General features: G+C 58.6%; 21 protein-coding genes. All 21 read left to right on the forward strand.

Annotation, left to right across the window (positions count from 1 at the left end; genetic code table 11):
• Window positions 1-16: 16 nt before the first annotated feature.
• A complete protein-coding gene (tssK, locus tag ACWKXX_RS16885; RefSeq protein ID WP_015570328.1) occupies window positions 17-1,360 on the forward strand; it encodes a type VI secretion system baseplate subunit TssK in 1,344 nt (447 codons plus the stop codon).
• 17 nt (window positions 1,361-1,377) lie between these two features.
• A complete protein-coding gene (locus ACWKXX_RS16890) occupies window positions 1,378-2,616 on the forward strand; it encodes a DotU family type VI secretion system protein (RefSeq protein ID WP_003859963.1) in 1,239 nt (412 codons plus the stop codon).
• 2 nt (window positions 2,617-2,618) lie between these two features.
• Complete coding sequence (gene tssM / locus ACWKXX_RS16895) at window positions 2,619-6,239, forward strand: type VI secretion system membrane subunit TssM (protein ID WP_045335080.1); 3,621 nt, start codon at window positions 2,619-2,621, stop codon at window positions 6,237-6,239.
• 16 nt (window positions 6,240-6,255) lie between these two features.
• Entirely contained in the window at window positions 6,256-6,972 is a 717-nt protein-coding gene (gene tagF / locus ACWKXX_RS16900) for a type VI secretion system-associated protein TagF (RefSeq protein WP_015570330.1), read from the forward strand.
• An 11-nt stretch (window positions 6,973-6,983) separates the two neighbouring features.
• Window positions 6,984-8,000, forward strand: a complete 1,017-nt coding sequence (gene tssA, locus ACWKXX_RS16905) for a type VI secretion system protein TssA (RefSeq protein ID WP_017693278.1) — start codon at window positions 6,984-6,986, stop codon at window positions 7,998-8,000.
• Window positions 8,001-8,075: 75 nt separating this feature from the next.
• Window positions 8,076-8,600, forward strand: coding sequence for a type VI secretion system contractile sheath small subunit (gene tssB, locus ACWKXX_RS16910; protein WP_008502644.1), 525 nt, complete (start codon window positions 8,076-8,078; stop codon window positions 8,598-8,600).
• A 3-nt stretch (window positions 8,601-8,603) separates the two neighbouring features.
• Window positions 8,604-10,103 (forward strand): type VI secretion system contractile sheath large subunit, encoded by a 1,500-nt coding sequence (gene tssC / locus ACWKXX_RS16915; protein WP_006810956.1) that lies wholly within the window; start codon window positions 8,604-8,606, stop codon window positions 10,101-10,103.
• A gap of 65 nt (window positions 10,104-10,168) precedes the next feature.
• Window positions 10,169-10,675, forward strand: coding sequence for a type VI secretion system amidase effector protein Tae4 (locus ACWKXX_RS16920; RefSeq protein WP_017384301.1), 507 nt, complete (start codon window positions 10,169-10,171; stop codon window positions 10,673-10,675).
• Window positions 10,672-11,097 (forward strand): T6SS amidase immunity protein Tai4 family protein, encoded by a 426-nt coding sequence (locus ACWKXX_RS16925; protein WP_017693279.1) that lies wholly within the window; start codon window positions 10,672-10,674, stop codon window positions 11,095-11,097. The genes ACWKXX_RS16920 and ACWKXX_RS16925 overlap by 4 nt, the downstream gene beginning before the upstream one ends.
• Window positions 11,098-11,277: 180 nt before the next feature.
• A complete protein-coding gene (locus ACWKXX_RS16930) occupies window positions 11,278-11,760 on the forward strand; it encodes an Hcp family type VI secretion system effector (protein WP_014884229.1) in 483 nt (160 codons plus the stop codon).
• A 75-nt stretch (window positions 11,761-11,835) separates the two neighbouring features.
• Window positions 11,836-12,825: a hypothetical protein gene (locus ACWKXX_RS16935; RefSeq protein WP_047719474.1), complete on the forward strand. Its 990-nt coding sequence runs from the start codon at window positions 11,836-11,838 to the stop codon at window positions 12,823-12,825.
• Entirely contained in the window at window positions 12,819-13,235 is a 417-nt protein-coding gene (locus ACWKXX_RS16940) for a hypothetical protein (protein ID WP_261666185.1), read from the forward strand. Before ACWKXX_RS16935 ends, ACWKXX_RS16940 begins: the two co-directional genes overlap by 7 nt.
• Before the next feature lie 90 nt (window positions 13,236-13,325).
• Window positions 13,326-15,101, forward strand: a complete 1,776-nt coding sequence (tagH, locus tag ACWKXX_RS16945) for a type VI secretion system-associated FHA domain protein TagH (RefSeq protein WP_261666186.1) — start codon at window positions 13,326-13,328, stop codon at window positions 15,099-15,101.
• Window positions 15,098-15,895 carry a PP2C family protein-serine/threonine phosphatase gene (locus ACWKXX_RS16950; protein WP_003859969.1) on the forward strand — a complete coding sequence of 266 codons (798 nt, stop codon included), beginning with the start codon at window positions 15,098-15,100 and terminating at the stop codon, window positions 15,893-15,895. The genes tagH and ACWKXX_RS16950 overlap by 4 nt, the downstream gene beginning before the upstream one ends.
• 16 nt (window positions 15,896-15,911) lie before the next feature.
• On the forward strand, window positions 15,912-16,898 hold the full coding sequence (locus ACWKXX_RS16955) for a hypothetical protein (RefSeq protein WP_047063191.1): 987 nt from the start codon (window positions 15,912-15,914) through the stop codon (window positions 16,896-16,898).
• Window positions 16,899-16,907: 9 nt separating this feature from the next.
• Complete coding sequence (locus ACWKXX_RS16960) at window positions 16,908-17,720, forward strand: type VI secretion system accessory protein TagJ (protein WP_017384294.1); 813 nt, start codon at window positions 16,908-16,910, stop codon at window positions 17,718-17,720.
• Window positions 17,713-18,276, forward strand: coding sequence for a type VI secretion system baseplate subunit TssE (tssE, locus tag ACWKXX_RS16965; RefSeq protein WP_015570336.1), 564 nt, complete (start codon window positions 17,713-17,715; stop codon window positions 18,274-18,276). The genes ACWKXX_RS16960 and tssE overlap by 8 nt, the downstream gene beginning before the upstream one ends.
• A gap of 2 nt (window positions 18,277-18,278) precedes the next feature.
• Window positions 18,279-20,150, forward strand: coding sequence for a type VI secretion system baseplate subunit TssF (tssF, locus tag ACWKXX_RS16970; RefSeq protein ID WP_015570337.1), 1,872 nt, complete (start codon window positions 18,279-18,281; stop codon window positions 20,148-20,150).
• Window positions 20,147-21,190, forward strand: coding sequence for a type VI secretion system baseplate subunit TssG (gene tssG, locus ACWKXX_RS16975; protein WP_261666187.1), 1,044 nt, complete (start codon window positions 20,147-20,149; stop codon window positions 21,188-21,190). Before tssF ends, tssG begins: the two co-directional genes overlap by 4 nt.
• Window positions 21,191-21,228: 38 nt before the next feature.
• Window positions 21,229-23,844, forward strand: coding sequence for a type VI secretion system ATPase TssH (gene tssH / locus ACWKXX_RS16980; protein WP_045330006.1), 2,616 nt, complete (start codon window positions 21,229-21,231; stop codon window positions 23,842-23,844).
• A 24-nt stretch (window positions 23,845-23,868) separates the two neighbouring features.
• Window positions 23,869-25,302, forward strand: a complete 1,434-nt coding sequence (locus tag ACWKXX_RS16985; RefSeq protein ID WP_032653898.1) for a serine/threonine protein kinase — start codon at window positions 23,869-23,871, stop codon at window positions 25,300-25,302.
• Window positions 25,303-25,327: the final 25 nt, after the last annotated feature.

The raw sequence follows: 25,327 nt of genomic DNA on the forward strand, positions 1-25,327 counted from the left end.
CAGGAAAGAGATCATCATGACGAAAGCAGAAAAGGTCGTCTGGACCGAGGGCATGTTCCTGCGTCCCCACCATTTTCAGCGGACAGAAAGCTACCTCCTCAACCACGTTCGTGAGTGGGGGGCCTTGCAGCGATCGTATCTCTGGGGCTTTCTCGACCTTGAGCTGGATGAAGCGATGCTACGCCAGGGCTGTATTGCCCTGAGCTACTGTAGCGGTTTGCTGCCTGACGGCACCTTTTTCCAGGTTCGCAGCGACCGCAACGGTCCGGCTCCGCTAAAAATCCCCGATAATCTGACCAATGAAAAGGTGGTGCTTGCGCTGCCGGTTCGTCGCGGTGGCCGTGAAGAGGTGATTTTCAGCGAGGAGCAGTCTTCTCTGGCGCGTTTTATTACCTTTGAACAAGAGGTGGAAGACGACAACGCCATGTCGGTCGGGGAGGCGACGGTCCAGTTTGGCCGCCTGCGTCTGACCCTGATGCTGGAGAAAGATCTGACGGCAGAATGGACCGCCATCGGCGTGGCGTACGTCACCGAAAAGCGCAACGACAACCACGTGCGGCTGGATAACAGCTACATTCCGCCAATGCTGAACGCCAATAACAGCCCGCAGCTGTACGGCATGATCAATGACCTGCACGGCTTGCTGGTGCAGCGTAGCCAGCAGATCGGCGGTCGACTGCGCCAGCCGGGGCGTTTCAATACGTCTGAAATGGTTGAGTTCACGCTTCTCTCGCTGATCAACCGCCACCTTGGCGACGTCTCACATTTAAAAACGCTGCCGCTGCTTCACCCGGAAGCGCTCTGGCGCAGCTGGCTGCCGTTTGCCACGGAGCTCGCCACCTGGACGCCGCAGCGTACCGCAGAGAGCATACTGCCGGTATACGACCATGACGATCTCGCCGTTTGCTTCAGCAAACTGATGCTGATGCTGCGTCAGGGGCTGTCGCTGGTCATGGAAGATCATGCCATCCAGCTGCCGCTGCACGAACGCTCCCACGGGCTGAACATCGCCACCGTGCCGGAGACCAGCATGGTCCGCGAATTTGGCTTCGTGCTGGCGGTAAAAGCCAATGTCCCCGGCGAACACCTGCAAACCCATTTCCCTGCCCAAATGAAGGTTGCGCCAGTGTCGAAAATTCGCGATCTGGTCCAGCTCCAGCTGCCGGGCATCATGCTTCGGGCAATGCCCGTCGCGCCGCCGCAGATCCCGTGGCATGCAGGCTACAGCTATTTCGAGCTCGAGAGGGGCAGCGAACTGTGGCACGAGATGGACAAGTCCGGGGCATTCGCGCTGCATCTCGCAGGGGAATTCCCGGGTCTCGATATGGAGTTCTGGGCCATCCGTAGCCCGACAGAATAATAAAGCGAGCGCTTAATATGCAGGAACGACAGGATACCGGCAGTGATGCCGTGTTTACCGGAGCCAGTGGGAACAATCAGCTGGTGGCGGCCGCCAATCCGCTGCTCAATGCGATTCCGCAAATCCGTCATTCGGTTTCCCACGACGATCAGGTCGGGCTGCGCCAGCGCCTGATTGACGAAATTCGCCGTTTCGAAGTGCGATGCCAGCAGGCGGGCTTACCGTATGAAGTGATTGTCGGCGCGCGCTACTGCCTCTGCACGGCGCTGGACGAAGCCGCCGCGCTGACCCCGTGGGGAAGCAGCGGCGTCTGGTCAAGCAATGGTCTGTTGGTGACGTTTCATAACGAAACCTGGGGCGGTGAGAAGTTTTTCCAGCTGCTGGCGCGTCTGTCGCAGAATCCGCGCGAACACATTCTGCTGCTGGAGATGATCAACTACTGTCTGCTGCTCGGCTTTGAAGGCCGCTACCGCGTGCTGGACAATGGCCGGACCCAGCTTGAAACCATCAAACAGCGCCTGTGGCAGATGATCCGTGGCGTGCGCGGCAGCTACCCGCCGCCGCTCTCGCCGCACCCGGAAGATCGCCCCGTACTGCGCAAGCTCTGGCGGCCGATGATCCCACTCTGGGCGTGCGTGGCGCTGGTCGGCTTTATCGCCTGCCTGTTCTATATCGTGCTGAACTGGCGTCTGGGTGATAACACCAGCCCGGTGCTGGCGAAAATTTACCAGTCCCAACTGCCGGAAACCACCATCCAGCAGCCTGCGCGTCAGCTGCCGGCGGTGCTGAACCTGCGCGGCTTCCTGAAACCAGAAATTGATGCCGGTCTGGTGGCCGTTAAGGATGAGGCGGATCGCAGCGTGGTGATCCTGAAAGGGGACGGACTCTTTGCCTCGGCCTCAACGGTGGTGCGCGATCGCTATGAGCCGGTCATCGACCGCATCGCCCAGGCGATGAATAACGTCAGCGGCAAAATTCTGGTGGTGGGGTACAGCGACAACGTGCCGATCCGCAGCGCACGCTTCGCTTCTAACTATGAACTCTCGCTTGAGCGCGCCCGTTCGGTGCAAAAACAGCTCCAGGGTAGCCTCTCACAGCCTGAGCGTGTCAAAGCCGAAGGGCGGGGTGAGATCAACCCGGTAGCGCCTAACACCACGCCTGAAAATCGCGCCCGTAACCGCCGCGTAGAGATTACGCTGCTGGTATCGCCTGACAATACCCAGGCCGAGCTGAACGGATTGCCGCAAGGAAACTAAGGATGCTGACAACTCTACTTTCTATACTGACCAATCGCATTCTGTGGAGCTTCCTGGGCGTAACGGCGCTCGCGGCGGTCATCTGGATGATTGGCCCGCTGTTGTCCATCGTGGATACCCGGCCCCTTGAATCAGAGCAGAACCGCGTCATCAGCATTGCGGTGGTCTACCTGATTTGGGCCCAGAGCCACATTCTGCCGCGGCTGTATAACGCCTGGCTGAACCGTAAGCTGATGGACAAGCTCAACGAAAATACCACCAGCCCGGAGGCGGCCGATCCGCAGAAACGTCTGAACAGCGAGGAGCAGATCCTTGCCGGGCGTTTCGATGAAGCCGCCCAGATGCTGAAAAAAGCCCACTTCAGCAAAGCGGGACATGGCGCGCAGTGGACGCAGCGCTTCAGCACACAGTACCTCTATCAGCTGCCGTGGTACGTCATTATTGGCGCGCCGGGTTCAGGTAAAACCACCGCGCTGGCCAACTCCGGGCTGCAATTCCCGCTGGCGGATCGCTTCGGTAAAACCGCGCTGCGCGGCATTGGCGGCACGCGCAACTGTGACTGGTGGTTTACCAACGAGGCGGTTCTGCTGGATACCGCGGGGCGCTACACCACTCAGGAGAGCGAGCAGGTTCAGGACGCCGGGGAGTGGCTGGAATTTATCAACCTGCTGCGTAAATACCGCCGTCGCCAGCCCATTAACGGCGTGATTATCACCATCAGCATTTCCGACCTGCTTTCGCAGTCCGCTGAGGCCTCGCGCCAGCAGGCGGTCAACCTGCGCCAGCGTCTCTCCGAGCTGCATGAACAGCTGGGTATTCGCTTCCCGGTGTATGTGATGGTGACCAAAGCGGACCTGCTTAAAGGCTTCCGCGCCTGGTTTGCGGATTACGACAAAGCCCAGCGCGACCAGATCTGGGGCTTTACGCTGCCGTGGGAGCAGACCAAACACGCAGATTACGACCTGATGGGCAACTTCCAGCAGGAATTTTCCCTGCTGCAACAGCGTCTGGATGCTGGCCTTCCGGAAACCATGCTCAAAGAGCATGACGCCAAAACCCGTGCGGAAGCCTATCTCTTCCCGCAGGAGTTCGCCGCGCTGCGTCCGCTGCTGGCAGACTACCTGAGCACGGTCTTTGCCCGTTCAAACTTCGAAACCGAATTTTCGCCGCGCGGCATCTACTTTGCCAGTGGCACTCAGGAAGGGATGCCGTTTGACCGCGTGATGGGCGAGCTGAATCGCGCGCTCTCCTTACCTGAAGGGGGGGAAAGCACGCGCTGGGATTCGGTGAGCAAAGAGGCGCCGATCCCAGGCGCGAAGGGCCAAAGCTTCTTCATTAAAAACCTGCTGCAAAACGTGATTTTCCAGGAAGCGGGCATCGCCGGGGAAAACCGCTGGTGGGAACTGCGCAACCGCGCCGTGATGTGGTCCGGCTACGCGGCGCTGCTGGCCCTGCTGGTGATCCTGGGTGGCCTGTGGCTGACCAGCTACGCCAAAAATAAAGCCTATCTGGAAGAAGTGGACGCAAAAGTGCCGATGCTGGAGCAGCAGAGCAAGGCGCTGCAAAACCAGCCCCAGCGCGATCTGTTTGCGCTTCTGCCGCTGCTTAACAGCCTGGTGGATCTGCCGAAAAGCAATGCCTTCGACGTTAACGACCCGCCGGTTTCCCGCCGCATGGGGCTTTATCGCGGGGATGACGTCAGCGATGCCTCGCAGTCTCTGTACCAGAAGGCGCTGGATCAGATGCTGCTGCCCGCCGTGGCGATGCACATTACCACCTGGCTGCGCAACGACAACGGCAGCGACGTGGAGTACAGCTACGAGGCGCTGAAAGCCTATCAGATGCTCTACCAGCCCAAGCACTATGACGGCAAATTCCTGCACTCGTGGGTGATGCTCAACCTGCAACGCAACCTGCCGCAGAATGTGACGCAGGCGCAGCTTCAGGAGCTGGAATGGCACCTGACCCAGCTGCTGGAGCCAAAAATTCAGGCTTCACCGTATGCGCAGGATGAGGATCTGGTGGCCCGTGAAAGGGCGCTCATCAATCAGCAGCCGCTCTCAACACGCGTCTACGGCCGCCTGAAACGTCTGCTGGAGCATGATGAGAACCTGAAGCCGGTTTCGCTTTCAGATCTCGGCGGCCCGCAGAGCGAGCTGGTGTTTTCCCGTAAAAGCGGCAAGCCGGTGAGTGAGGGCGTACCGGGCCTCTATACGCCGGACGGCTACTGGAAGAGCTTCAACGACCAGATCGACAGCGTGACCACCGCCCTGCACGAGGACGACGCCTGGGTACTCGGAGCGACCACCGCCCAGGAAGATAAACAGCAGATCGACAACGCCGTGCGCCAGCTCTACATGCGCGACTTTATCGTCAACTGGGATCGCTTTCTCGCTGACATTCAGCTCAACAACAGCGCCGATCTTTCCCAGCGCATCAACACCGCGCGCCTGCTTTCAGGCACCAACTCGCCGCTGCGCCGTCTGGTGCTTAACCTGAGCAAGGTGCTGACCCTGTCGCGCACTGCGCCTGCGCCGGAAGATGCGCAGAAAGCGGAAGACCAAAGCAACCGCGCCACCCGCACGCTGGAAGCGCTGTTCAGCAACGGTGACAATGCCCCGACGCAGGGCGCGGTCGTGACGCAGGCGCCTGAGCAACTGGTGACCGACCACTATGCGCCGATGATTGAGCTGGCGCAGCCGCTGGAGAAGGGTGGCAAGACCATCGTCTTTGACGATTTTCTTAAGCAGGTTGACGAGCTTTATCGCTACCTGACCGCCGTTCAGGATGCGGCAAACAGCGGTATGCCCGCGCCGGGCGGCGATGCAATCAGCCGCCTGCAAGCCAGCGCGGGACGTCTGCCGGGCGGGCTGCAAACCATGTTCAGCAATATGGCCGTCGGCGCCAGCAGCGATACCCAGCGTCGCGATCTGGAGAACGTGCGTAAGCGCATTAACGTGGAAGTGGGTGGGTTCTGCCGTCAGGCGATTGCCGGGCGTTATCCACTGGTGCGCAGCGCCAGCACCGAGGTGACGCCGGACGACCTCGCCCGCATGTTCGCGCCGGGCACCGGACTGATGGACACCTTTTTCCGCGACAACCTGACCAACAAGGTGGACACCACCCAGGCGAACTGGCGCTTTATGCCGGGCATCGACGGTAAAACGCTGCCGGGCAGCGAAGGGCTGTTGCGTCCGTTCCAGCAGGCGCAGTCTGTCCGCGATGCCTTCTTCGCCAACGGCGCGACCACGCCATCCTTCAGGGTGACGGTGCGCACCGTGCGGATGGACAACACCATTCTGAACCTGACGCTGGACGTGGACGGCCAGCTGCTGCGCTACAGCCACGGTCCGCAGGCGGTGCAGATCATGAACTGGCCGGGGCCGGGCGGGACGAACCAGGTGCGTATGCAGCTCGGTCTGACCAATGGCAGCACCGCAACGCTGGTAACTAACGGTTCCTGGGCGCTCAACCGCTTTTTCGACAAGGCGCGCACCAGCCCTGGCGCGGGTAGCCTGAGCCGTCAGGCGACCTTCAACGTCGACGGACATCAGGTCACGCTGGAGTTTGCCCCGAACAGCATCCGCAACCCGTTCCAGCTTCCCCGTTTCTCATGCCCATAACCGCAAGGACAGCCGTATGACGAATACCCCTGCGATGAACCGTTATAGCTGGTATGGCAAATTACCCAGCGCCGGAGATTTTTTGCAGCGTCGCTTTCCGGATACCCTGCAACGCCAGTGGTCGCACTGGTTCCAGGTCGGCCTGCTGGCCTGGCAACAGGAAGAGCAGCGCAGCGGCGAGCGCCCGTTTTCAAAAGCCCCGGTGTGGAACTTTGTCGTCCCGCCGATGCTCGGTAGCCAGATGATTCAGATGGGCTGCCTGCTGCCGGGCCGTGACAGCGTAGGCCGCCACTATCCGGTATGCCTGCAACTGAGCTTCACCCCCGCCGAGTGGTCATCCCGCCTGCTCGGGCAGGCTGAGAGCTGGTACCAGCAGCTTGGCCGTCTGGGGCTGCACGCGGTGCGTAACAGCTATTCTGCCTCCCAACTAGATGAAATGCTGATGACCATCCCGGCGCCCCAGCCGGTTGAGCCACAAAAGCGTTCCGACATTCTCGACGTGATTGGCTATGACGACGATGGTCAGAGCACGCTGGGCTGGCCGCAGGCGGCGGAGTGTTTTGATCCGCTGCGCCAGACCAGCTACTGGTGGACAAACCGCTGCGACGGCTATCCGCTGTACACCCACGTCCACAGTGGAAACTTCACCGGGCAGCTCTTTACGCTGCTGTTCGATCCGGCAGGCGGCGCCCGTCCGGGCCGCCACGGTCTTTACCCGCCTATGTTTGAATAAGCAGGGATCTTATGAATATCGATGAATTTCTCGCGCCGATAAGCCCCGATAACCCCTGCGGTGAAAATCTGGAGTACGACGCCGATTTCCAGGCCATGGGTCAGGCCAGTCAGGGCAAAGCCGAGCAGCAGTTTGGCGACACCATCATTCCGGCAGAGCCTGCCGACTGGAACACGGTGGAAAAACTCGCCACCAGCCTGCTGGGTCGCACCAAAGATCTTCGCGTCATGCTGGCGTTAACCCATGCCTGGACACGTCGTCGCGGTCTGGCAGGTTACGCCGACGGGCTAGTGCTGGTGCAGGAAGCCCTGTCCCGATACTGGGAGCAACTTTACCCTCTGCTGGAAGAGTATGGCGAAACCGATCCATTCTACCGCATCAATGCCCTCGCCGGGCTGAGTGATAAATCTGACCTGACGGTCGCGGTGCGTAACGCCTCACTGCTCCGCTCAAACGGCGATGAGATTTCACTCCGTGACGCCCAGGCGCTGCTTGACGGCAGTAAAACCGAGTGTCCGGATTATCCGGGCGGTCGTCCACGACTGATCGATGAGCTGGCCCGGGGCGATCAGCCCGGCACCGAAGCGGTAATCGTGATCAACGAACGCCTGCTGGCCATCCGCGAACTGCTTACCGGCTATCTCGGGGAAAGTGGCGTCCCGGAGATGGAACAGCTGCTGAAAACTGTCGGACTGGTTTCCAGCGCCTGTCAGGTGACCGATATCAGCAAGCTGCTGCCGAACCGTGACGCGCAGGCTGAACAGCACGCCGAGCCGCAGCCGGTGGCCGCGTCGCCCGTTCAGCAGGTGACGGACTGGCGCAGCGTGCAGGTGACCAGCCGCGCCGACGCCCAGCTGATGCTGGAAAAAGCGAAGCAGTATTTTGCGCAGTACGAACCCAGCCATCCCGCACCGCTGATGATTGAACGGGTGCAGCGGCTGTCTGAACTCAACTTTATGGACATTATTCGCGACCTGGCGCCAGACGGCGTTAACCAACTGGAAAACATCTTTGGACGCCGCGAATGACGCGTCCTGGCATTATGACGACAGGCATGGAGTCTGCCGTTTCACCTTCACCGCGCATCTTTGATGGAGAACATCATGGCAATGAGTAACAGTGGACAGAAATTCATCGCACGCAACCGTGCTCCCCGCGTGCAGATCGAGTACGACGTAGAGATCTACGGCGCAGAACGCAAGATTCAGCTGCCGTTTGTGATGGGCGTTATGGCCGATCTGGTTGGCAAGCCGGTGGAAAATCTGCCAGCCGTCGACGAGCGTAAGTTCCTGGAAATCGACATCGACAACTTCGACGAACGCATGAAGGCGCTGAAGCCGCGCGTGGCGTTCCAGGTGGATAACACCCTGACCGGCGAAGGTAAGCTCAATGTCGATCTGACCTTCGACAGCATGGACGACTTCCTGCCGGACGCGGTGGCCCGCAAAGTAGAGCCGCTGAACAAGCTGCTGGAAGCCCGTACCCAGCTCTCCAACCTGCTGACCTACATGGACGGTAAAAACGGTGCGGAAGAGCTGATCGCGAAAATTCTCCAGGATCCGACGCTGCTCAAATCCCTGAGCCAGTTGCCAAAAAATGACGAAAGTGCGAAAGGTAGCGAGGAATAATCGATGAGCAACCAGACTCAACAACACGATCAGCAGGCGGGCCAGGCGTTCAGCCAGGACGAGTTCAGCGCGCTGCTGAATAAAGAGTTCCGCCCGAAAACCGATCAGGCGCGCTCTGCCGTAGAAAGCGCGGTTAAAACCCTGGCGCAGCAGGCGCTGGAAAACACCGTGACCTTCTCAAACGATACCTACCGCACCATTCAGAACCTGATTGCCGGTATTGACGAGCAGCTTTCACAGCAGGTGAACCAGATTATTCACCACGAGGAGTTCCAGAAGCTGGAGAGCGCCTGGCGCGGGCTGAGCTACCTGGTGAACAATACCGAAACCGACGAGATGCTGAAGATCCGTTTTATGAGCATCTCCAAGCAGGAGCTGGGCCGCACCCTCAAGCGCTACAAGGGCGTGGGCTGGGACCAGAGCCCGATCTTCAAAAAAATCTACGAGCAAGAGTACGGCCAGTTCGGTGGCGAGCCGTTTGGCTGCATCGTGGGCGACTACTACTTCGACCACAGCCCGCAGGACGTTGAGCTGCTGGGCGAGATGGCGCGCATCGGCTCTGCGGCCCACTGTCCGTTCATCACCGGCACCGCGCCGGGCGTGATGCAGATGGAGTCCTGGCAGGAGCTGGCTAACCCGCGCGACCTGACCAAAATCTTCCAGAACACCGAATACGCTGCCTGGCGTTCACTGCGTGAATCAGAAGATGCCCGTTATCTGGGCCTGGTGATGCCGCGCTTCCTGTCGCGTCTGCCGTACGGCATTCGCACCAACCCGGTCGACAGCTTTGATTTTGAAGAGCAGACCGACGGCGCGAACCACAACAGCTACTCGTGGGCAAACGCTGCCTATGCGATGGCGGCCAACATCAACCGCTCCTTCAAAGAGTACGGCTGGTGCACCTCGATTCGCGGCGTGGAATCCGGCGGGGCGGTGGAAAACCTGCCGTGCCACACCTTCCCGAGCGACGACGGCGGCGTGGACATGAAGTGCCCGACCGAGATCGCCATCAGCGACCGTCGTGAAGCGGAACTGGCGAAAAACGGCTTTATGCCGCTGGTTCACCGCAAAAACTCCGACTTCGCCGCCTTCATCGGTGCGCAGTCCCTGCAAAAACCGGCCGAGTACCACGACCCGGATGCCACCGCGAACGCGCGCCTGGCCTCCCGTCTGCCGTACCTGTTCGCCTGCTGCCGTTTTGCTCACTACCTGAAGTGCATCGTGCGCGACAAAATCGGCTCCTTCCGCGAGCGCGAAGAGATGGAACGCTGGCTGAACGACTGGGTGATGAACTACGTGGACGGCGACCCGGCTAACTCCTCCCAGGAAACTAAGTCCCGCAAACCACTGGCGGCGGCGGAAGTGCAGGTGCAGGAAATCGAAGACAACCCGGGCTACTACGCCGCGAAGTTCTTCCTGCGTCCACACTACCAGCTGGAAGGTCTGACCGTTTCCCTGCGTCTGGTATCTAAACTGCCATCGCTGAAGACGAAGGACGCGTAATGACGATTGCCGCCGGGGGGCCATGCCCGGCGTTAGCTTTATAGTATGGAAATTTGAGAGGAAATATGACCGCGAGACCTTCGTTTGTTGCTGCCTGGGCGGCGGCAACACGTATTTACGATGCAAATGATTCTATCGGCAAAGTTAAGCAAGTTATCGGCGGCAAAGTTAAGCACAACTTCGAAATAGCGCCAGATGAGGGCGGGTGGTCAAATAGTTGTGCCGTACGGATGAGTTATGTTCTTAACTATACCGGGCATCCCGTTCCGCGTATTGCAAATCTCACGGTATCCGGTGCTGATAATAAATGGTACTTCTACCGCGTAAAGGATGTCATTGCCTGGTTGACGCGTCAGTGGGGTAAACCTGACATGATCGTGAGTTATCCTTCCTTACCCGTTGAGCAATTAGCCAACAAAAAGGGCGTCATTCTGTTTGAGGTACAGGGCTGGAGTGACGCCGCAGGTCATGCAACATTCTGGAATGGTTTAACCTGTTCGGATCACTGTTATTTCAATGCGCCGGAGACGAATTACACGACGACCAAAGCTAATTTTTGGGAGTTGCCATGAAAAAAATGATTGCTAGTCTACTGTTGCTCACCAGTTCCGCCTCTGTGTATGCAACTGACGATCCGGTGTCGTTTGTCAAAAAAATGCCTTATAAACAAGTTGTTAAAGACGTTGTTTTTTCTCGCTGCCTGGCACAAGTTGCAGATGATAAAAGCCAGTTTTCTCTGGATGCAGCCCGTAGCAGTAGCGCATTACTGGAATGGGTGCCTTTCGATATTGAAAATGGCAATGACAAAATTAATGCTCTTATTAATAAATATAAAGGTGCAACCAATGCCTTTCATTCTGAGAGAAAACCCGATGTAAAAGGCGTAACCTTAAACTGCCTGCGTCTTTATCATAGTGACGAACTTAATCAACTTGCTCCTCAATTAATCATCGGAAATCCTGACCGCACCTGGATTCAGGATAATCCACAATAGTATAAGACTTCACATTCTTTCCTTTCATTCAGGGGGAATGTAAGACTGTCAAATGACACGGGTCGTTTGATATGAGGCAGAGGTAAAATATGGACGGTTTTATTCAGCCCCATGCTTTCCTGTTTGCCATATAAGGGCTTTTTCGAAAGCAATATTGTTCATCCACGAAGAGTAGATATTATGGCTATTGATATGTTTCTGAAGGTTGAGGGTGTTACGGGCGAATCTAAAGATTCTAACCACACCGGCTGGACTGATATTACCTCCTTCTCCTGGGGCGCGTCCCAGCCAGGTAATATGAGCGTTGGCGGTGGCGGCGGTGCCGGTAAAGTGAACTTTAACGATCTGCACGTTAACGCTCTGATCGACAAATCCACTACAGCAATCCTGAAACACTGCGCAAGCGGTAAACACCTGACCAAAGTTGAACTGTCCGTCTGCAAAGCGGGTGGTCAGCAGGTTGAATACACCCGCATCACCCTGGAAGACGTTCTCGTGACTTCCGTTCAGTACACGGGTGCAGACAACGGCGATACCGTTGGCGTGACCTATGCATTCCAGGCTGCGAAAGTGAAACAGCAGTACTGGGAGCAGACCACTGCCGGTGGTAAAGGTGCTGAAAGCAGCGCTGGCTGGAACATCAAAGAAAACAAAGAAGCGTAATTGCGCGCGTGACCGGGGAGTTTTCCCCGGTCATTATTTATAGAGACTTAATTTCGTTTGCAAAGGGATGTCAATATGAGCGTAAAATCAACGGTTGCTCCTGGTTATTGTGTTGTTCAGCAGGCTGGTACGTTAGATTTCCAGGCAAGACTACTGTTCAATAAACCAGACAGTGAAGCGGCACGTTATTTTATGCAAGTGAACAGGGACACACGGTGGTTAAAACCCGGGCAAATATTGATCCTTAATGCTCCGGGTGCTGAAAATGCGGTTCAGCTAAAACAATTACAAAATGCAAAGCAAAAGGTTAATGGAGCATTGGCAGAACTGAATACAGATGAAGCTAATTTCTTTAACAAGCATTTTAGTACCATCGCAGCATTAACTAATTTTATGGATAAATCTCTCGGGGTGGTTGCTGATGCAGGTGAAAGGTACTTTAGCGAAATAGAAAAGAAATTAAAAGCTATCGAACTGGCTTATCAAAATCAATACAGAACGCAAGGCACATTGATCGGGCAGCAGTTTTTTGTTGAAAGGCAAAAACTTTTTTCTGAGCTGGACGTTTTATTAAATAAGCTGTCCAGACTAACGCTGAAACTGAAACCTTATGAAGAAATCAAGCACGCTTTAGGTTTATCAAGCAGGTCAATTGTCCACGAATGGAGTACTGCGGGTGTTGCCTCGATACGAGGGTATTCAACATATGTAGACAATGCTTCAAAAGCTGCCCGTTTTCTGAAAATGGGAGGATGGCTTGCTATCGGCTTCGCTGGTGCAAACACAACCAATGAAGTTTACGATGCCTGTACAGTAGGTAGAGAGCAGAGTTGTTCCAAAGTCGCCGTTAAGAAGTACAGTCAATTTGGCACCAGTCTTGCGGGCGGGATTTATGGCGGAAAATATGGCGCCATGGCTGGGGCTGGCGTATGTGTTGCATTGGGCGTGGCAACAGGTGGTGTAGGGTTGCTCGCGTGTTCTGTGGTAGGCGCCGCTGCGGGTGGATACATTGGTGGCGAAGTTGCCGGTGGAGCAACTGAATATGTCATGGATAAGCTATGGTGAATTTAGAAAATATTCTTTTATTTCTGATTGTTGTTTTATTTTTACTTGTCGTAATTATGGACTTCATCAGTTCCCGTTATTTTAAAAAACACGAGGCCGAATATAATCAGCTTCTTTCAGAATATAGGCAAAAAGGCTACGATCTCGATCTGGTGACAAATTACGCATCATTTTTTGGTTCGCTGGCGAACTATCAAAAAATAATCTGGTTTGTTCGTCTTCGCAAAGGCGTGAAGATGAAATTTACCAAAGACAGAAATGTTCAGGACGATGCCTATAGATTCGTTCAGGCTTTACCGGAAGAGAGAATCGGCTGGATATTAAAACTGCATCGACGCTATAAAGCTCAGGCCTTACTTTTTACGCTATGGCTGCTTATCGGCATTATTTTCCTGAATGTAGTCAAATAGCTTTAATCAGCCCTTAACCCCCAAACCCCGCCGTTCTCACCCCCGAGAGCGGCAGCGTTTGAGCGCTAATCATACCAGCAGGAATACGCCATGCGATTCACGATTATTTCTACGAAACCCGGTCATCAGCCGCCGCAAAGCAGCTGTGATTTTTATGCCCCGGGCGGCACCATTGGGCGCGGTACGGATAACAATCTGGTGCTGCCGGACAATGACCGCACCATCTCGCGTTTGCAGGCCATCGTTCACGTCGACGCCAGTGGCGAATGCCGCGTCACTAACCGCGGCAGCGTCACCCGCGTGGTATTGAATGATATCCCGCTGGAGCGTGGGCGTCAGGTTGAGCTTCAGGATGGGGATATTCTCGGTATTGATGATTATCGCATTGAAGTCAGCGAACTCATTCATGACACCCAGCCCGTAAGCCGCATGGCGGCCAGCATGCAGCAGGCGCGTCCAGCGGCGACACCTGCACCAGCGCCGCAACCGAAACCGGCCAGCGCCGCGCCTCGCGGAAAAGCTGAACCTACGGCCGTGCCGTCGGAAATCTGGGACAGCCTGATGCAGGAGTTTTCCATCTCCGACAGCATCTCCAGCAACCGGGCAAAACCACAGCCCGCGGCCTCCCACGACCCGTTCTCCCAGCCTGCGGCCCCGGAGCGGAATGCCGAAGATCCGCTGGCAATGTTTAACGACGCCGAACCGTCGCTTGAACGTAAAAACGTTGACCCGGACACGCTGTTTAGCGATGAAGCGTTGTTTAAAAAAGAGAGCATCTTTGACGATGTTACCCCTTCGACGCTGGTACAGCCGGACGAAAGCAAACCTGCCCAGTCAAAGGAAGAGGCGTCGGACGAACTCGATCCGTTAGCCCTGTTTGGCGGATCGGCGAGCGCACCTGCCGCGCGTCACGATGACCCCCTCGGCCTGATGGGCGGCGCGCCGTTAACCCATCCGGATGAAATCGTGGCCGATAAGCCGGAGCCAAAGCCTGAAGCGCAAGCCGCACAGGAAGAGGATGCGCTGGCCAGCTCACCGCTGTTCGATCCGGAACCGACTGAACCACAGGATGCGCCGCGCGCGGAAGAGGAGCCCGCGCGTCCTGATTACGCTGGCTTCACCATGCCAACGCCGCAGGCCGTGGCGCGCAGCAACGCGCAGGCGCCTAAAGGCCGCCTGCGTATCGACCCGGTTAAAAACGCTGCTTCGCCTGCTGCCTCCGCGCAGACCGGCGAGCGGGGCGAGGTGCTTCAGGGCGAACTGCTGGAGGCGCTGCTGGAGGGCATGGGCCTGAGCGAAATGCAGCCGGTGCCGCAATTCGACCGGGAAAATATGCGTCAGCTGGGTCAGATCCTGGGCATGTTCTCGCAGGGGACCGTGGCGCTGCTCTCCTCGCGCTCCATCCTCAAGCGTGGAGTGAAAGCCGATATGACCATGGTGCTCGACGATGCGAACAACCCGTTCAAACTGTTGCCGACCGGGAAAACGGTGCTGATCCAGATGTTCGGCACGCCGATGCCGGGCTTTATGCCGCCGACCAAATCGGTGCGTGATGCGCTGATCGATCTCCAGGCGCACCAGCTAGGGATGATCTCCGGTATCCGCGCCATTATCGCCGCCATGCTGCAATCCTTTAACCCGGAACAGCTGGAAGAGCAGGCGAAGCAGAACGGGATGACGTCACGCCTGGCGCTGCCGGGCAGCCGTAAAGCCGCGCTGTGGGATTATTTCGTGCGCAGTTATGGCGAGACGGCGGGCGAGATCGAGGACGACTTCCATACCCTGTTTGGCGAAGCCTTCCTCCATGCCTATGACATGGAGGTCAATCAGTACAAAGACTCACAAAGCGGATCGGAAGAAAAATGAATATCGCAACGGCTTCTCTCTCCCGCCAGGGGACGCGCGCCAGCAACCAGGATCAGACGGGAGAAACCATCGGGGAACGTTCAGCCTGCTTTGTCGTCTGTGACGGCATCGCGGGCCTGCCGGGCGGCGAGGTGGCCGCTGAGCTGGCCCGCAACAGCATTATTTCCCGCTTTGACGGCGACAAGCACCTGAATGCGCAGCATATTCGTGACTACGTCCAAACGGCGAACCGCACCATCCTCAGCGAACAACAGGCCGTGCAGGACTATCGCCGGATGGGCACCACGCTGGTCAGCCTGTTTATCGACAGGGATTACCGTCTGGCTTACTGGGCGCACGCCGGAGACAGCCGCCTGTACCTGTTTCGCCGCGGCTGGCTGTGGCATGTGACCACCGATCACAGCCTCGTCCAGCAGATGAAAGATGCCGGGCATCAGACCGACGATCTCAACAGCAACCTGCTGTATCTGGCGCTGGGTATTGAGAATGGCGGACCGGAAGCGAGCTACAGCGATGTCGTGCAGGTGGAGGACGGTGATGCCTTCCTGCTCTGCACCGACGGTTTCTGGCACGGCGTCAGCGAAGAGCAGATGAAGCAGTCGCTGCACATGGTCAATACGCCACAGGAGTGGCTGACCTTAATGAACCAAATCATTCAAAAGAATGCCGAACAGGAGGGCAATGCTCAGGATAACTATACCGCCGTGGCGGTGTGGATGGGCAACCCTCAGGACACTACTTTGCTGCATACGCTCTCTGACGCAGCACAATTTCTTCCCTGCGGAACTGATTAGACACACAAGGATTGATATGAAACTTTGGCTATCGGGTTTGGCTCTTCTGACGGTGGCGACCACCGCACAGGCTGAAAACTTCCGCATCGTGCAGTCTCCTGCGCAGAAGCTGGATATCTGGATCGACAACATTAAAGACAATACGCCGCAAAGCTGGTGTAAGGCGGACGTGGCGCTGCGTATCGTGGCGAACGGCAAGAAAGAGGTTTCGGTGCTGGAAAACTTCGTGCCGCGCCTTGGCTCGCTGCTGGAGCACCAGTGCAGCAAGCTGAATACCCTGAATTGGACGCTTAACGATCCGGAAGGCACGACGCTTGCCCGGGGCACAGCGGCTAAAGCGCAGGACTGGGCGCTGGTGGTGAAGCAGCAGGAAACGGCGGCGGCAACGACCACCACCTCAGGCGCGCTGCTGCCACCTGACCAGAATCCGGAGACGCACACCGTGGCGGCAGATCGTACGCCATGGCAGGAGTTCACCCTTCAGGACGGTTGCCACCTGCGCACCTTCTGGGAGGGCGGTTCCTCCGCGCCAGCGCTGTTTATTCCGGATTCCGACACCACCCGCTGCGGCAACGGCAGCTGGCTCAGCGGCCACACCGTGGTGACGCAGAACCGTAACGGGACGCAGAAAGCGATTCCGGTCACCTACATTCACGGCTTCCCGGTGATGGGGCTGAACAACGCGGTCGATCCTGAAAAGGCGCTGATCACCTCCGTCAACAAAGAACGCATGGTCTTCAGCACCCAGAACAGCGACCAGAGCTGGATGATCCTGCCGTACGACAGCACCCTGAACGGCTGGAAGAGCAACGGCACGGTGGCGGTGGAAATCACCCGTGAGATCGCCAGCGACGACGCCAGACTCCAGGCGCGTATCGCAGAGGTGAAGAAGATCTGGAGCGCATGGGTTGCACCGGGCGCGGAGCTGAACGTTGTTCTGATTGACACGCTGCGTCCGCAGCTGCGCGATCCGGCAGTGGGCGCCTGGCGCGCGGCGAATTAAGGAGGGGCTATGAATACGCTTTATCAACGTCTGGCGGGGGAGTCGATTAGCGACGCGCTGCTTCGCCTGGAAGCCGATATCAAAGCCCGTCCGGCGGATGCCGATCTGCGCGCCGCGTTTGTGCAGTTTCTGATCCTCAGCGGCAACTGGGCGCGCGCCCTGACCCAGCTGAAAAGCTGGCTGGCGCTGAAGCCGCAGGCAAAACCGACCGTAACGCTGCTGGAGCAGGCCATTCAGGGTGAACAGCAGCGTGCGCGCGTGTTCGCGGGAGAGGTACGACCGGCAATGCCCGAGGCGCAGTGGCCGTGGCTGACGACGTTAGCCCAGGCGCTGACCGAAAGCGCAGGGCAAGCGCAAACGCTGCGCCTGGCGGCACTCGAACAGGCCCCGGCAAGCCGCGGGCAGGTCACGCTGGAGAATGAAGAGAGCCACACCTTTGAATGGCTGATGGACGGCGATGCCCGTCTGGGGCCGGTGTGTGAAACCCTGGTCAATGGCCGTTATTTCTGGGTGCCGTTCTGCGCCATCGACGCGATCCGTTTTCAGGCTCCGGCCAGCGTGACCGATCTGGTGTGGCGTCATGCGCTGGTCCGCCTCACGGACGGCACCGAGCAGGTGTGTCAGATCCCGGCGCGTTATCCGTTTGCTGACGGGGCGCCAGACAGCGTTAAGCTGGGGCGCACCACCGAATGGCTCCCGCTGGACGATGACGGCGCCCTGTATGAAGGCATGGGACAGAAAGCCTGGCTGAGCGAGCAAAGCGAAAGCCCGCTGCTTACCCTGAGCCTGGTGACATTTACCTCGGATGGTGCGGATGAGTAATCCCGCAGGCGAAGGCGATCTGCTGCGCAGCGGCTGGCAGGCCCGCAGCAGGCAGGAGAAAGTGGGGGCGCGCGACAAAATGCAGCCCTCACTGCTGGATCGCCTGACGGATAACGATCCGGAAAAAAAACGCGAGTCCGCCAACAGCAATCTGATTACCCACGCCGCGCTGCGTCGTAACGTCCTGCGGGATTTACAGTGGTTGTTTAACACCATTAACCACGATGCCTCCAGCGATCTGAGCGGGTTGACGCAGGTGAGCCGTTCCGTCGTGAATTTTGGCGTGGCGCCGCTGGCGGGGAAAAGAATGTCCGATATCGAATGGCACGACATTCAGCGCAAGCTCACCGAAGCGATTATTAACTTTGAACCGCGGATCCTGCCGCAGGGGCTTCAGGTTCGCTGCGTGTCCGATACCTCCTCGTTAGATCTGCACAACGTTCTGTCTATCGAAATCAAAGGTCGCCTGTGGTGCGTGCCGTATCCGCTGGAATTTCTCTTTCGCACCGACGTCGATCTTGAGAACGGCCATTTTGAACTGAAGGATGCGGGGTAATTATGGAAAGCAAACTGCTCGAATATTACAACCGTGAACTGGCCTATCTGCGCGAGATGGGCGCAGAGTTCGCCGAGCGCTACCCGAAAGTGGCGGGGCGGCTCGGCATGCGCGGCATCGAAGTGGCGGACCCGTACATTGAGCGCCTGATGGAAGGTTTCGCCTTCCTGACCTCCCGCGTGCAGATGAAAATGGACGCCGAATTCCCGCGCTTTTCACAGCGTATGCTGGAGATGATTGCGCCAAATTATCTGGCGCCTACGCCGTCGATGGCGATCGCTGAAATTCAGCCCGACAGCAGCCGGGGCGACCTGAGCAAAGGCTTTATTGTGCCGCGCGGCACCATGATGGACAGCCTGGCGCTGAAAAAGACCGGGGTTACGTGCAGCTATACCACGGCGCACGAGGTCAACCTGCTGCCGTTAAAAATTGAGCGGATCGAGCTGGGCGGCGTTCCCGCCGATCTGCCGCTGGCCCAGCTCGGCCTGAGCCAGCGGGGGATCAGCAGCGCCTTGCGGGTCCGCATTGCCTGCGATGGCCCGCAGCATCTCGGGCACCTGGACTTTGACCGCCTGGAGTTCTTCTTAAGCGGCCCGGACATCGAGGCGCTGAAGCTGCTGGAGCTGGTGATGGAGCACCACGCGGGTATTGTCTGCCAGACGGTCAGCAAGCAGCCCCAGCGCCAGCTGCTGTCGTCTGACGCCCTGCGTCAGGAAGGCTTTAATGCGGACCAGGCGCTGCTCCCGGACGATCTGCGCAACTTCGACGGCTATCGCCTGTTGCAGGAGTACTTTGCGTTCCCGGCGCGTTTTCGTTTCATCAGCCTGAGCGGGCTGGGCAAGCTGATCCAGCGCTGCGAAGACGAAAAAGCGTTTGATATCTTCATTCTGCTCGACAAGAGCGACGATCAGCTGGAGCGCGTGGTGGATGCCAGCCACCTGGCGCTGCACTGCACGCCGGTGATCAACCTGTTCCCGAAAGTGGCGGCCCGGCAGAAGCTGAGCGAAAGCCAGCATGAATACCACCTGGTGGTGGATAACATCCGCCCGCTGGATTATGAAATTTATGCCGTGAAAAAAATTTATGCCAGCGCGGATGGTCAGCGGGACGACCAGACGTTTCGTCCTTTCTGGAGTACCTGGAGCGGAGACGCGGGCAACTACGGCGCCTATTTTTCCCTGCGCCGTGAGCAGCGCGTTCTCTCCGAACACGCGCTGCGCTATGGCACCCGCACGGGCTATATCGGCTCGGAGGTCTTCGTCTCGCTGGTGGATGCGCAGCACGCGCCGTGGCAGGAGAATTTGCGCTACATTTCCGCCGAGGTGCTGTGCACCAGCCGTGACCTGCCGCTGATGCTCCAGCAGGAGCTTGGGCAGTTTATTATGGCCGACTCCATGCCGGTGAAGGCGTTAACCCTGCGTAAAGGCCCGACGCCGCCGCGTCCGGCGCTGGCGGAAGGGTTCAGCACCTGGCGGCTCATCAGCCAGCTGCAAATGAACTACCTCAGCCTGATGGACAGCGAAAACGAAGAGGGCGCTGCCGCGCTGCGTCAGCTGTTAGGGCTGTACGCCAACCTGGCCGAGACGCCGGTTGCCCGTCAGGTGGATGGCGTTCGTCACTGCGTGCTGGAGCCGGTGCACCGTCGCGTGCCTGAACCCGGCCCGGTGGTGTTCGCCCGCGGGATCGGCATCACCCTGACGGTGGACGAACGCGCCTTTTCCGGCGCCAGCCCATGGCTTTTCGGCAGCGTGCTGGAACGCCTTTTTGCCCGCCTGGTCTCCATCAACAGTTTTACGGAGTTCACGCTCAAGAGCCAGCAGCGTGGTGAAATCGGCTACTGGGCGCCGCGCATGGGTAAAAGGGCGCTGGTATGAGTGAAGTTGCCCCTGCAACGCTGCACGTGCATCGCCTGACGCCGCTGCCCGATGCGTTCTGGCGCGGGGTGTGCGAGACGCCGTGGCGCTATGATCTGTTCCAGCTGTTAAGACGCATTGATGCCCAGGGCGGTGAACGTTACCCGCTGGGGCGCGCGCCGCTGCCTAAATTTGAGCCGCTGCGTATTGGTCAGCAGCCTTCAATGGGCTTTGCGCCGTCAACGGTTGCTGAGGTCCGGCAGCGGGAAGAGAACGGACTGCATGACGTTTCCATACTGAGCTTCGGCCTGTTTGGTCCTAACGGCCCGCTGCCGGTGCACATGACTGAGTATGCCCGCGAGCGTATTCATCATCATCAGGATCACAGCCTCAGCGCGTTTGCCGACCTCTTTCACCACCGCCTGACGCTACTGTTCTACCGCGCCTGGGCGGACGCGCAGCCTGCCGTTTCACTGGATCGCAACGACAACAGGCGCTTCGAAGGGTATCTGGCATCGCTGATTGGCATGGGGCAGCCTGCCCAGATGTCGAAAGGCAGCCTGAGCGCGCACGCCCGCTTTACCCACGCCGGGCACCTTACCCGCCACGGGCGGGACCCGGAAGGGCTGGAGAAGATCCTGCGCAACTATTTCAACGTGCCGGTCAAGCTGGTGGCCAACGTCCCGCAGTGGATGCCGCTCTCAACGCGGGAGCAAGCACAGCTGGGCGAGGGGCGGCGTATGCCGCGCATGGGAGAGTCCGCTTTTCTCGGCATTGCGGTACGCGACGTGCAGCATAAATTCCGGCTCGAGATTGGCCCGTTGAGCGCAGACGACTACAACCGTTTTCTGCCGGGCGAAGGGTGGGTGACCGAGCTGCGCGACTGGGTGCGACAGTACGCCGGGGTGGAATTTGAATGGGAAACACGGGTGATCCTGCGCGCCGATGCGGTGCAGGGCGCCACGCTCGGTAGCGCCGGGCGATTAGGGTACAACACCTGGCTCGGCCTTCAGCCTCAGCCTGTTCCGCGTGGCGATCTGGTGTATCGCGCAGAGCGATAATCCTTCCGTATACCGAATCATTGTTAATGGAAACTAACATGTCAGAAATTAGCCGTGCCGTGCTTTTCGGCAAACTGGATACGCTGTTATTTACCTCTCTGGAAAGCGCGACTGCCTTCTGTAAGCTGCGCGGCAACCCGTACGTTGAGCTGGTGCACTGGCTGCATCAGCTGATGCAGCAGCAGGATGGCGATCTGCAACAGGTCATTCGTCACTTCGCCCTTGATGAACAGCAGCTGACGCGCGATATCGTGGCGGCGCTGGATGCCCTGCCGCGTGGCGCGAGTTCCGTGTCTGATCTTTCCGAGCATATCGACAGCGCCGTCGAGCGCGCCTGGGTCTACGGCTCGCTGAAGTTTGGCGTCAGCCGCATCCGCGGCGGCCATTTGCTGATCGGCATACTGAAAACGTGGAATCTGGCTAACGTGCTGAAAAGCATTTCGGCGCAGTTCACCCGTCTTAACGTCGAGGTGCTGATCGAGCAGTTCGACGCCATTTGCGCCAGCAGCAAAGAGAGCCAGCAGGCCGCCGCCGCTGCGGACGCGCCTGCCGGGGCCGTACCGGCTGCGCAGGGTACGCTGGCGCAGTATGGTCAGGATCTGACGGCGCGCGCCCGGGAAGGGAAAATTGACCCGGTGGTGGGGCGCGATGAAGAGATCCGCCAGATGGTCGATATTCTGATGCGTCGTCGCCAGAACAACCCCCTGCTGACCGGGGAAGCCGGCGTCGGGAAAACGGCGGTGGTGGAAGGGCTGGCGCTGCGTATCGCTGACGGCGACGTGCCGGAGCCGCTGCAAAACGTTCAGCTGTGGCTGCTGGATATCGGCATGCTTCAGGCCGGCGCGGGCATGAAAGGGGAATTTGAGGCGCGCCTCCAGGCGCTGATTAACGAGGTGCAGTCCAGCGCCACGCCAATTATTCTGTTTATCGATGAGATCCACACCCTGATCGGCGCTGGCGGTCAGCAGGGCACCGGCGATGCCGCTAACCTGCTCAAGCCTGCCCTGGCGCGCGGGCAACTGCGCACTATCGGCGCGACCACCTGGGCGGAATACAAAAAATACATTGAGAAAGATCCGGCGCTGACCCGCCGTTTCCAGACCGTACAGGTTCACGAGCCGGACGAAGCCAAAGCCGTGCTGATGCTGCGCAGCACCGTGTCGCCGCTGGAAACTCATCATCAGGTTTTACTCCTCGACGAAGCGGTCAGCGCGGCGGTGAAACTGTCGCATCGCTATATTCCTGCGCGTCAGCTGCCGGATAAAGCGGTGGCGCTGCTGGACACCGCCTGCGCGCGCGTGGCCGTCAGCCAGAGCGCGCCGCCTGCCCAGTTGGAAGACTGTCTGCGTCACCTGGCGGCCCTGGACGTGGAGCTGGAGATTGCTGAACGCGAAGCGCGCGTGGGGGCGGGTGATCCGGCGCGTGTGGCGGCCTTAACCGCCGAACGTGACGCGTTCGAAACCCAGCGCGAAGCCCTGGCCCGTCGCTGGGAAGAAGAGCGCACGCGGGTGCAGGAGATTATCCTTCTGCGTGCCGCGCTGTTTGCGGCGGGTGATGAGGATACGGCTGAACTGCGCGGCCAGCTGGCAGAACAGCAGCAGGCGCTGAAGACCTTACAGGGTGACGAACCGCTGCTGTTTGCCGCGGTGGATGAGAACGTGGTGGCTGCGGTGGTCTCAGACTGGACCGGGATCCCGCTGGGCCGGATGGTGAAAAATGAGATCGACGCGGTGCTGAATCTGGCCGACACGCTGAACCAGCGGGTTATTGGTCAGCGTCACGGTCTGGATCTGATTGCCCGTCGGGTAAAAACCTCGCGGGCGAAGCTTGACGATCCGAACAAACCGGTCGGCGTATTCATGCTCTGCGGGCCATCCGGCGTGGGTAAAACTGAAACCGCGCTGGCGCTGGCGGAGTCGCTTTACGGCGGCGAGCAGAACGTCATTACCATCAACATGAGTGAATTCCAGGAAGCGCACACCGTTTCGACGTTAAAAGGTGCGCCTCCGGGCTATGTGGGCTATGGTGAAGGCGGCGTCTTAACCGAGGCCGTGCGCCGCCGTCCCTACAGCGTGGTGCTGCTGGATGAAATTGAAAAAGCGCACCCGGACGTGCACGAGATCTTCTTCCAGGTCTTCGACAAGGGCTGGATGGAGGACGGCGAAGGGCGTCACATTGATTTCCGTAACACCATTATTATTCTGACCTCTAACGTCGGCACCGACCTGATCGCAGCCATGTGCGCCGACCCGGAACTGATGCCGGAGCCTGACGCGTTAAGCGGCGCCCTGCGCCAGCCGCTGCTGGAGGTGTTCCCGCCTGCGCTGCTGGGCCGCCTGCTGGTGGTGCCGTATTACCCGCTGAGCGACGAGATGCTGGGGCAGATTGTGCGTCTTCAGCTCAGGCGAATTCAGCGTCGTCTGGAAGAGAATCACAACATTATTTCTGAATTTGACGACAGCGTGGTCGAACAGATTGTTCAGCGCTGTACCGAGGTTGAGTCGGGCGGGCGTATGGTGGATGCGATTCTGACCAATACGTTGCTGCCTCAGATGAGCCAGATTTTACTTACCGCCAGCCGCAGCGACGAGCAGTACCGACGTCTGCATGTCACCTGCGAGCAGGGCGAGTTCCACTGTCAGTTTGCCGCGTAATAATCATCAAGAGAACTGTAAAAGATGACGGATAATGATAACAATCGGACTGTCCCAAACGCGCTCCCGGTCGGGTACCGTTTCAATGAGTTTGAGATAAAAGAGGTGATTGGCGGCGGCGGATTCGGCATCGTCTATCGCGCCTGGGATCACCAGCTCGAACGCACTATCGCTATCAAAGAATTTATGCCTTCCTCCCTCGCCGTGCGCGGCGAGGATATGACGCTGGTGCTGCGCAGCGAGCGCTTCGGCAAAGCGTTTTCTGCCGGTCTGAACAGCTTCATCCAGGAAGCCCGCCTGCTGGCGCGCTTCAACCACCCGAACCTGCTGCACGTATTGCGTTTCTGGGTGCAAAACGACACGGCCTATATGGGGACGCTGTTTTACAGCGGTACCACGCTGTCGCGTCTGCGCGAAGAGAAACCGGAGCTGATTAACGAGGCGTGGATCCGCCGCATGCTGCCAATGCTCTTCGGCGCCATCAAAACGATCCACGACGAGGGTTATCTGCACCGCGACATCTCGCTGGATAACATTCAGATTCAGGATAACGGCCTGCCGGTGCTGCTCGATTTCGGATCGGCGCGCCGCACCATTGGTAATCTCTCGGATGAGACGGAAACCATGCTGCGTCCGGGCTTCGCGCCTATCGAGCAGTATACCGACGACAATGAAAGCGAGCAGGGGCCGTGGACGGATATCTACGCGCTCGGCGCCGTATTGCGTACCCTCATCGTAGGCTCTCCGCCACCGGTCAGCGTGGTACGCTCGATTCAGGACACCTGCAAACCGCTGGTGGAGCTGATGCCGCAGGGCTATTCCATCCCGCTGCTACAGGCCATCGACAAGGCGCTGGCGCTGCATATGGAAGACCGTCCGCAATCCATTGAGGAGTTCGCGGCGCTGATCGAGATGCCCGTCGCCGGTATCGACGAGGTGCTTACCGCGAAGAAGACCGGCACGATGCTGGTGCCGGTGGAAGAGGAGACATCTGCTTCCGCGCTGGACTGGCGACGTTACAAGCTTCCGGGGCTGGTGGCCGCGGGCGTGCTGGTTGGGGTGGTTGCCGGTGCGATGCTGTTCGGCGGCGACAGTCAGGAAACGCCAGAGCAGACGGCGCAAACGCCTGCCGTGAGCCCTCCGGCTGAGACCTCCGCCCAGGCGGAAACCAGACCGGCAACGGCAGACGTGAGCGAGCCGGTTGCGCCACCTGCTACGGCGCAGCAGAGTGCGCCGCCTGTCGACGCCAGCCCGGTCGCGCTGGTCTACATCCGCATGCTTGATGGTGAGACGCTGAAGGTGAACGGCGAGTCTAAAGCGCTGCGTCCGGGCAATAACGGTTACGCATCGCTGAAATTGCCTGCGGGCGAGACCCGCATTGAACTGGAAGGCAATGGAAGAACGCGTACCCAGACGCTGGATATTGCGAAGCCAGGCACCTGGCTGGTGAATCCGTAAGCCTGCGGGTAACAGGACGGAGCGA

This window comes from Enterobacter sp. UPMP2061 (genome assembly GCF_053709615.1).

Excerpts from the sequence above, each read along its gene's own strand:
- tssA (WP_017693278.1), top strand. The coding sequence starts at position 6,984 with ATGAATATCGATGAATTTCTCGCGCCGATAAGCCCCGATAACCCCTGC.
- ACWKXX_RS16960 (WP_017384294.1), top strand. The coding sequence starts at position 16,908 with ATGAATACGCTTTATCAACGTCTGGCGGGGGAGTCGATTAGCGACGCG.
- ACWKXX_RS16930 (WP_014884229.1), top strand. The coding sequence starts at position 11,278 with ATGGCTATTGATATGTTTCTGAAGGTTGAGGGTGTTACGGGCGAATCT.
- ACWKXX_RS16940 (WP_261666185.1), top strand. The coding sequence starts at position 12,819 with ATGGTGAATTTAGAAAATATTCTTTTATTTCTGATTGTTGTTTTATTT.
- tssK (WP_015570328.1), top strand. The coding sequence starts at position 17 with ATGACGAAAGCAGAAAAGGTCGTCTGGACCGAGGGCATGTTCCTGCGT.
- ACWKXX_RS16920 (WP_017384301.1), top strand. The coding sequence starts at position 10,169 with ATGACCGCGAGACCTTCGTTTGTTGCTGCCTGGGCGGCGGCAACACGT.
- tssG (WP_261666187.1), top strand. The coding sequence starts at position 20,147 with ATGAGTGAAGTTGCCCCTGCAACGCTGCACGTGCATCGCCTGACGCCG.
- ACWKXX_RS16955 (WP_047063191.1), top strand. The coding sequence starts at position 15,912 with ATGAAACTTTGGCTATCGGGTTTGGCTCTTCTGACGGTGGCGACCACC.
- tssB (WP_008502644.1), top strand. The coding sequence starts at position 8,076 with ATGGCAATGAGTAACAGTGGACAGAAATTCATCGCACGCAACCGTGCT.
- tssF (WP_015570337.1), top strand. The coding sequence starts at position 18,279 with ATGGAAAGCAAACTGCTCGAATATTACAACCGTGAACTGGCCTATCTG.
- tssH (WP_045330006.1), top strand. The coding sequence starts at position 21,229 with ATGTCAGAAATTAGCCGTGCCGTGCTTTTCGGCAAACTGGATACGCTG.
- ACWKXX_RS16890 (WP_003859963.1), top strand. The coding sequence starts at position 1,378 with ATGCAGGAACGACAGGATACCGGCAGTGATGCCGTGTTTACCGGAGCC.
- ACWKXX_RS16925 (WP_017693279.1), top strand. The coding sequence starts at position 10,672 with ATGAAAAAAATGATTGCTAGTCTACTGTTGCTCACCAGTTCCGCCTCT.
- tssM (WP_045335080.1), top strand. The coding sequence starts at position 2,619 with ATGCTGACAACTCTACTTTCTATACTGACCAATCGCATTCTGTGGAGC.
- tssE (WP_015570336.1), top strand. The coding sequence starts at position 17,713 with ATGAGTAATCCCGCAGGCGAAGGCGATCTGCTGCGCAGCGGCTGGCAG.
- ACWKXX_RS16935 (WP_047719474.1), top strand. The coding sequence starts at position 11,836 with ATGAGCGTAAAATCAACGGTTGCTCCTGGTTATTGTGTTGTTCAGCAG.
- ACWKXX_RS16950 (WP_003859969.1), top strand. The coding sequence starts at position 15,098 with ATGAATATCGCAACGGCTTCTCTCTCCCGCCAGGGGACGCGCGCCAGC.
- ACWKXX_RS16985 (WP_032653898.1), top strand. The coding sequence starts at position 23,869 with ATGACGGATAATGATAACAATCGGACTGTCCCAAACGCGCTCCCGGTC.
- tssC (WP_006810956.1), top strand. The coding sequence starts at position 8,604 with ATGAGCAACCAGACTCAACAACACGATCAGCAGGCGGGCCAGGCGTTC.
- tagH (WP_261666186.1), top strand. The coding sequence starts at position 13,326 with ATGCGATTCACGATTATTTCTACGAAACCCGGTCATCAGCCGCCGCAA.
- tagF (WP_015570330.1), top strand. The coding sequence starts at position 6,256 with ATGACGAATACCCCTGCGATGAACCGTTATAGCTGGTATGGCAAATTA.